A 7915-nucleotide genomic window follows, 5' to 3' on the forward strand; every position below is an offset into this window, starting at 1 on the left:
TTTGGAATCTTGTGGCGGCGCTCTTCATTAACCTTGTAGGGCATGCGGCTCTCGGTTTCAGAAGACCGCCTCTATACCTTACCCCTGACTTGGCACGACACCCCGGTCCGATTTACGCACCAACGTCTTTTCTATCCCTTTTCCAGCGACAGTAAGAGTCGGTTAGGGATTGCGGCAACTCTATGGCGCGCCGCCTTCGTGTCTGCGCGGCCTGCTGAGAGAAACCATGGACGCGATCCAGATGTGACACTTCATACGGCCCTTGATGGCGGCGGTCGCGAGCAGGCCAAGGCCGCTCGGATCGTATGATCGGAAAGGCACTCCTGACGCTCGGGTTCTCATAGGGAGGAGAACGATCGAACCTGCCCGAACGCACGCTGGGACGTCTGCCCTGGAGCTCTTCGCGGCCAAATGCGCGATCACGGATATCTCCGCCAGATCCCATTGGGCGGAGCGGCCTGAAATCGTCACATTCGTGCGCGACCTCGGTGGTGAGACTTCGTTAACCATCCCTCCGACCAAGGCCACCGATGCTCAGACCTCTTGTTGCCCTTGCCCTCGTGCTCTCCACCCCGGCCCTCGCCCAAAGCTATGATCGGTTAGACATCATCCGGGGGCTCTGCCGCCCTGATGGCTGCGACGAGTTCGCCATCCTGGCGGCCTCTCCTATGACCAAGGCAGAGGAGGGCACGCTCATGCAGACCCGGGTGAAGACCTTCCACGCGAGTTCAGCTGGACGCCGGGAGCTGAGCGAGGAAAACGGGTACGTCTACTGCTCACGAACCAGACCAGCGATCATCGCCGAAAAGGCTGGGCGCACCATGGCGTTCTATCTTGCGCCGTTCTCGACCAAGGAGAGCCGTGAGACCATCCGGCAGAACGCCAACTTCCATGCCCTGTACTTCAGCATCTGCCATGGCCTGGAGGCGGGCCGGGCGGCGGTCCGGAACCTGCCCGGTGTCGCCCAGGAGCTCGGCTACCGGGTGGCGCTGCCTCAGTCGCAGTCCGTAGCCATGAGCCGGGTCGAGGACATCCTGCCGCCTGAGAACCGGCGCTCTGCCGAGGCCAGGAATGAGACGCGCCCGAGGCCGCTGATGAACATGCCGCCTGCCGCTGCACAGCGGAATTGGGCTATCGACGAGCCGGCTGATGAGTTCGGCGGATACCGTGAGGCGATGCCGCCCGGTCCGCAGCCCTATGGCGTGGAGAGGGACGAGGGGCTGTTGGCTGGTCCGCGCCGCCTGACCAATCGCGCCTTCGATGCCCTTGATGAGGTGGGGGATTGGATGCTCGGACGGCGATACTGATCCGAAGGCGGGAGTGCTATTGGTGATCGGGTCAGCCTAAGCTGTCCCTCCTGATCTTCAGATAAGAAGAAGCCCATGAGCCCATCGTCACAATGGACCCTGTTCATCGCCCGACCCGGACGAGATCGGCAGCACGTCATCCGGGATCCTCAAGGCGAGCCTCGGCTCATCTTTGGTGAAGACGATGGTACGAGGATCAACGATCGTCTCGCCAGGTATCTTGTCGAGAGCCTGAATGCGGGTCTTGATGTCGAAGATCCGAATCCGGATGAAGGCTGGTTCCTGGACAGCCTGAAAGAAAGTAACGAGCAGGATCCGGCCACTCTCATTTGTGACCCCGATTTCGAGATCCGGCTCGAGATCCTCGACACGGAAAACCTTGAGAAGGATCAGGCGCTAGGCCAAAGGATTGTAGCTCTGATCAATACGTATTTCCGCCGGAACGAAGGTTCGCGTCCAGGCGCTGCGTCCTTCAGCTCTCCAACAGAAAACCAGCAAAGCAAATCCGGGCGGTGAACGATCTGGTGTTGAACCCCGCCGAGCAGGAGCCAGTGGATCGAGCAGGACGGGGCAAGAAGATCCGGCCACGGTCATGAACGAACTCAGAACCTAAGCCATCGAGACGCTGCTGACAGCAGGAGAGGATAGCTTGAAGGGCATCTCGAAGGCGACCACGACAGTGTATCCCGACGCTCAGGTTCAGACCTGCATCGTACAAGCACTTAGATCCATCACGTATCGCCGAACTTGTCACGTGGCTCACTGTCGGCAGAACATGACCGCTCATCAGCCCTCTGCTTTGACAAGTCATTAACCAAGACAACAAAAACACCCGCATCGTGGCGGCCGACGGCCTGAGCCGGTCGCTGTCAGCCTCTTTGTCGCCCAAACCGCGGGCCCGAATGAGCAGCGCCGGATTTCGATCAGCTTGCGTATGCGGGGAGTTGTCCATGTTCCAAGACTTTGTGCCGCGCCTGTCAAACGTACACCGCAGTCTTCTTGTGGCCCTCAGCCTGTCAGCCGCCGCAGGATGGGGCTCCTATGCCATCGTGAGGCACACGTCGGCTGCGGTCGAACACCGGCTTCATGATCAGGTCACAAGCTTGCAAGCCGCTCAGACCCAGCTTTTTGCCGAGCAGACGAAGATTCAAGTCTCACTCTCCGAGATGGCGCAGCTCCGTGGAGAGCTTGCAACCGCTCGGCGAGAAATCAATCGGCTTTCTCAAGGACGTGATCAAATCCTGGCGGATCTTCCTCCGGTCAGGCCCGATGCCAAGGGTGCGAACCTCCGACCCAGCGACGCCAACCATGACGTGTCAAGGACAGGATCGATTGGGGAGAGGACCAGCACGACCCAAAAGGACAAAGCAGTCTCAGCAAAACTGCTGGAGAAGCAGCCTCGCAGTCCGCAGACTGCGGCTGTCGGGATCGCCGCACCGGGTACCCAGAAGTCAGCTGAGAGACCCCAACGCAGCAAAGAACTGACCGTCGTCAGTGAACTGGATACAGCAGCCCTCCGCCAGCTGACGAAGTCAGCGGGGACGCCAGTGCGGTAGACAACATCCCTGCGGCTGTTGCGGTGGTGCCGAGGCTGAGCTGACCGGGGCCGTCGGATGGATCTGAGCTTGCTATCGGAGGAGCGCGAGTCATGAACAGAAGTTGGCTGACAGCTCTGCGGTTATATGCCGTCAGGAAGTAAGCACCTGAGCCTCACCGCACAAGCGCGTGCCTACAGGCTGGGACTGTTCAAGCCGGCACTTTAGCTTCGTCAGACTTTTCCCCTTCTGCAACAATTTGCAGCATGTCATCGGCGAGCGGTCTCTGAAGTTTCAGGGCCTCTTCAGTCGGTGCATTCAGCCAGACATCATATTCCTCCGGCGTGGTTAGGATGACGGGCATCGCTTTCGGATGGATCGGCCCCACCACGCCATTCGGCTCTGATGTTAGAAATGAATAGAGCAGGTGTTCACCTTCAACAGGATCAGCCTTCGTTCCACGTACGCCGGTCCATGGACGCCAAATGCCAGCAAACGCCGCAAGGGGGCGCTCTTCATTGAGGGCAAACCAAACGGGTGTCTTTCGCGGGCGAGTATCCTTGTATTCTGAGAAGGATGTCAGTGGCACAAGGACTCGGTACTGCGGCTTGAGCCAGGCACGCCAAAATGGAGAGCCGACATTCCGGACGTTTGTCACCGGATGATTGCCGACCTTCGGGGGAGGAGGGAAGCCCCAGCGCATCTGGATCAGCTCGCGCTCGCCGTCATGATTTCTGATGACCGGCGCCATCTGGTCCGGAAAGATCGCCGGCAGGGGAGGGACGTTGCCCGCGCTGTCGCGCGTCACGTTGAACGCCTGCCGCATCGCGGCCTGCGTAGCATAGGTACTATAAAGATTACACACGGGCGGAACCCTCCGTCTTGGCATCCGGGCGTTCGTTTCGTTTGACGCATTTGCCAGCGCCCAACGTGACAATAAGCGCTGCCCCACGCAACCCTTCAGGCTATAATCGCTGCAACCGGCAGACCGCGGTTTGATTTGCGAATCATAGCGCATGATTGGTCCGCCCCTTCACACCCTTTCCTATTGATTTTCAGATCTTTGACCAATGCGGCCAATCTCCAATCCTGCGGACACCTTGCCTCAAACCTCCGTTTCGGAACTCAGCCGACGGATCGGTGACAAGCAGGCCGAGCCCTATCAGGCCAGAATCGCTGCATCCGTCCGAGAGGCCATTCGACGTGGGCGCTCTGGCGCGGTCCTCGCGCCCACTGGCAGCGGCAAGAGCCTCTTGGCGGCTGGGGCAGCCGAGGACGCGATCGACATAGGCAAGCCGATCCTGGTCCTGCATCCCGACGTCAGCCTGCTGCGCCAGAACTATGCCCAGTTCCAGAGCGTTCCGGCTGTCAAAGGTGCTCAGACCGCCTTCTATGTCGCCAAGAACGAGATCATCGGCGAGCAGCCGATGGTTCGGAACTCGCTCGACGCGGATGTGATCCCCGCCACGAACATGTCCCTTGTCAACAAGCTTGATGACGAGGAATTCCTGCGCTCCCTTGACCGCTTCGGAAAAAGGGGAGGGGTGGTCCTCATCGACGAGGGCCACAAGGCAGCCGCCGAGGAGCTCGCCCGTGTTCTGTCCCGTATCGCGCACGCCGGCGGCTCAGGCATTGTTCTGACGGCCACTCCGTTTCGAACCGACGGCAAGGACCCGCTGGACGCCTTCGGCGCCAGCATCGAGCATGACCTCATTGATGTCGCCTCCTATGACGAGGTCCTTGCGACAGGGCGTACGGTCCCCACGAGGTTTGACATCGCTACCGGTGAATTCGAGGCCCATCTCGGCGCCGATGCCGTCCGGCTCATCGAGAGCGCGTTCCTCGCGCTGCTGGCCGAAAATAAGTCGGTCGACCAAGCCTCGCAGCAGGCGTTCTCCCGCTTCTTCAAGGAAGGAGCGAGCGAGGGCGACAAGGCGATTGCGGCTCTCATTGTGGCCGCCGTGACCCGGATCTGGGCCAAGCGTGCGGCCAGCGCTACCCTGGCGATGATCCATTGCGACAGCGTCGAGTTTGCTAAGGAACTCTCCGGCTATCTGGCTCAAGAAGGCCTCCCTCCCGGGCACGTGAGGGAAGGGGAGAAGCCCCGCGTAGCCTTTGTCGTGGCCGGCGAAATCCGCGTCTGGCGCAACGGCTCCGAGGAAGGGCCCAAGGAAGGCGAGGAGCCTGGTCGCAAGATCAAGCGCGACGATCTCCTTGGTGCGGCCCGGGCCGGCGGCTTCGACATTCTGGTCAACGTGAATGCTCTGGGCGTTGGTACCGACGTTCCACAGACCGACCTCAATATCCTGGCCTGTCAGGAGCGATCCATCGGCTCAGTAAAGCAGATCAGCGGGCGAGGGGAACGGGCTCACAAGGCGTCTGGCAAAACCCATCAAGTTTTCGTCGATGTCGGCAACTCTGTCCTACGCATCTTCTCGGATATCGACGCGATGCGCCGGAACGACCCGGAGCGCTGCCGCCGCCAGGTCCGCGGATTGGCCGCTCCGATCCGGGAGCAGTTCGAAGCATGGTTCGACAAGGATCCCAGCCTCCGCGAACAGATCGAGGAGCGCCAGCGCCAGATCCGGGTCCGGATGGGCGAGGGGGACAGTGAGCAGTACGAGGACCCACTCGATCCCACCATGGAGATCGGCGACGAGGATACCCTCCCGGTGCCGAAGCCATTTGCCGCTGGTCTGATGACGACCGGCATGCGGCGGTACGATTCGGAGACCAAGAAGTTCTCCAGCCGCGTGGCGCTGTTCTGCGACCTCAAAGAATTTGGTCTCTACGATGAGGAAGCCGCCCCGGATCTCCCGCGCTGGCTAGTGGCCACTCACGACGAACGGACAGGAGCGCAGCAGGCCTTCCTCTGCAAGACCCAGGATGTCGCCCGCAAATATGTGGCCTTCGTCGGGATCCGTCACGATGGCGACTATGAGAGCGCCAGCCCAACTGACAAGCAGCGCAAGTTCGTCACAAGCCTTCAGCAGGCGCGGCCTCTCGCCCTCCCGTGGCTCACAGGGTTCGCGGCTCCGGCGAATGCCACCCAGATGTCGGCCGCCATCGATCTCCTCAAGGACAAGGCAGGGCTGCTTGCCAAGTTGCTCAACGTCGCTGCTGTCCGATTAGTCGAGCGGGCAACGGGAGCCCACAGCCTGCGACCTGACCTTCGTTCGGTGGTTCTGGACCGGCCTAACCAGCTCACGCCGCAGCGGCGCGATCTCCTCGCCGCCTATTGCCGGCTGCGCCAGAGGTTTGCTGACCTCTACCCGTATGCGTTTGGAGGGAAGCCGACGGCTTTCTCTGTCACGACGTTCGATCCGAGCGTGTTGCCCGAAATCAAGGCCATCGTGGCGAATACAAACGTTCGCTTCTTCATCATCGACAACCCGGAGAAGGAAGAGCAACTTCGCCCGAGTCTCGCCGAGGGCCTGATCAAGTCCTCCATCGTCGCGGTTGGGCCCAAAGGTCCAAGTGAGCAGTGGATCCGGCAAAAAGCAGGGTTCGGCCGCCATGATGATGCGGCCCGGGCACGGGAGCAGAGTTTCCGGGAATACCTCACCGAGCTTGCCGATGGTCCCGTGAGCAAGGACCAGACCCTGACAATCACCCTCGCACGGACCGAGTATCTGGAGATCGCCGCGGCGAAGCCCGGGAAGGAGCTCATCCGAGCAATGCCCTCCGCTGTGATGAACCTGTTGCTGCTCCTCGGGGAGGAAGGTGGAATGCCGCTGCCAGGAGAGCAGGTCGAGCTCATTCAAGATGCAATTGGCAAGAACCGGGCCGACGTAGTGGTCCCGTTCTCCCTGCCTCGGCTCTGCGCCCGATATGCGCAGCGTCAGGTGCCGGCGCAAAAGAAGATCCTGAAGGACTTGGAAAAGGCTGCTACCTTCAAGCGGAATCGAGATGCTTACCTGCAGTCTCAGGCCAGCACCGCACAACGTGAGCAACGACTCCGGGCATAGGTGCCCGTGCCCCCTTGAGGACGCCAATGGACAGCATCGAATTCGCGGATCCCGTTACGGGTTCATGTCAGTGCTGTGGATCTCCGACGATCCAGTTGGCGCGGTTCGTCCACCGCAATGGCGAGCCCTTCGCGGTTTATCGCGCTCTTCTCGCCCACGGCCCGCACGAGCGTCGCGCCGACCTCGTGATCAGTCTCGGTGATTGGGCAGAAACAGCCTCACCATCTGATCGCGTGACGTTCGCCTGTCACCTGACAGCCGCTCCGGACAATTTCAACGTTGGATTGGTCGAACCTCACCAAACCTCCTGGTCTTCAGGGGAACTTGGACGAATTCTGTCGCGAGACGAGGCCCTCCAGCATCCCTGGAAGCAGGAGGTCTTCGGTCTAAGCGACCGGATCCTCGCATGCGATAAGCCACTGATTGCTTACCTGACAGCGCCCTGAACAGTTCTACTCCCGGCCGGAGCGACAAACAAAAAGCTCCGGCGGAGAGGGTAAGGGCTCTCAGCCAGGGCTAGCTCCAAGCATTGGGGCTATGGAGATTATTCGGGCTGATACGCGACTCGCCCGGTACAGGCATGTTGGAACGGCCAAGCTTAACAATTCGTGCACGGGCAAGAAGCCCTGCCGGACTACAATCAAGACCCGTAGAGGCTCTTAAGGGACGCTTGCCCAGATGTCGCTCACGGCGCCTTGAACGGCTCTGTCAGCATGCCGGCAAGCCCACGCACACCCTCAATGTAGTTCCCCAGCCGCATGTTTTCGTTCGCGCTGTGCTGATTGTTATCAGCATTGACGAATGGGACGATGGCGAATGGCACGTTCAGGGCGCTAACTGCCACGCCCGTGGGTACTGTACCGCCCATCATGCGGATCTGCACCGGATCCCTGCCATAGGTATTCACGAAGCTGCGGCGTAGCCATTGGCCGATTGGGGCCGTCAACTCCGTCCGTACTGCCGAGCCCGATGAGCTGATGAGCTATGGCGGAAACTGGGTGATGACGGTGTGAGAAGGGCGGCGTATCGAGGCGGGTGTCGAGCCTGCCAGAACCTCTTCGAGAGAGCGATACGCCATGAACGAGACTACCAACATTGTCCGCTT

General features: G+C 60.6%; 6 protein-coding genes. 4 read left to right on the forward strand and 2 right to left on the reverse strand.

Translation table 11 applies throughout. The features are described 5' to 3' along the window. The first annotated feature begins 530 nt into the window (after window positions 1-530). Both FS320_RS33905 and FS320_RS33910 read left to right on the forward strand, forming a co-directional pair. Entirely contained in the window at window positions 531-1307 is a 777-nt protein-coding gene (locus FS320_RS33905; protein ID WP_192926376.1) for a hypothetical protein, read from the forward strand. Between the two features lie 75 nt (window positions 1308-1382). Then, window positions 1383-1823: a hypothetical protein gene (locus FS320_RS33910; RefSeq protein WP_152716799.1), complete on the forward strand. Its 441-nt coding sequence runs from the start codon at window positions 1383-1385 to the stop codon at window positions 1821-1823. A gap of 1230 nt (window positions 1824-3053) precedes the next feature. Here FS320_RS33910 and FS320_RS33915 read toward each other — a convergent pair. Next, a complete protein-coding gene (locus FS320_RS33915) occupies window positions 3054-3707 on the reverse strand; it encodes an SOS response-associated peptidase family protein (protein ID WP_162003419.1) in 654 nt (217 codons plus the stop codon). A gap of 235 nt (window positions 3708-3942) precedes the next feature. On the opposite strand from FS320_RS33915, the gene FS320_RS33920 reads away from it, so the two are divergent. Beyond that, window positions 3943-6810: a DEAD/DEAH box helicase gene (locus FS320_RS33920; protein WP_162003420.1), complete on the forward strand. Its 2868-nt coding sequence runs from the start codon at window positions 3943-3945 to the stop codon at window positions 6808-6810. 26 nt (window positions 6811-6836) lie between these two features. Continuing rightward, window positions 6837-7256, forward strand: a complete 420-nt coding sequence (locus FS320_RS33925; RefSeq protein WP_152716801.1) for a hypothetical protein — start codon at window positions 6837-6839, stop codon at window positions 7254-7256. 239 nt (window positions 7257-7495) lie between these two features. Here the strand turns inward: FS320_RS33925 and FS320_RS33930 are convergent, their stop codons facing one another. Beyond that, entirely contained in the window at window positions 7496-7756 is a 261-nt protein-coding gene (locus tag FS320_RS33930; RefSeq protein ID WP_202882927.1) for a hypothetical protein, read from the reverse strand. Window positions 7757-7915 lie beyond the last annotated feature (159 nt).

The sequence above is a fragment of the Microvirga tunisiensis genome (assembly GCF_009296175.1).
Lineage (GTDB): Bacteria > Pseudomonadota > Alphaproteobacteria > Rhizobiales > Beijerinckiaceae > Microvirga > Microvirga tunisiensis.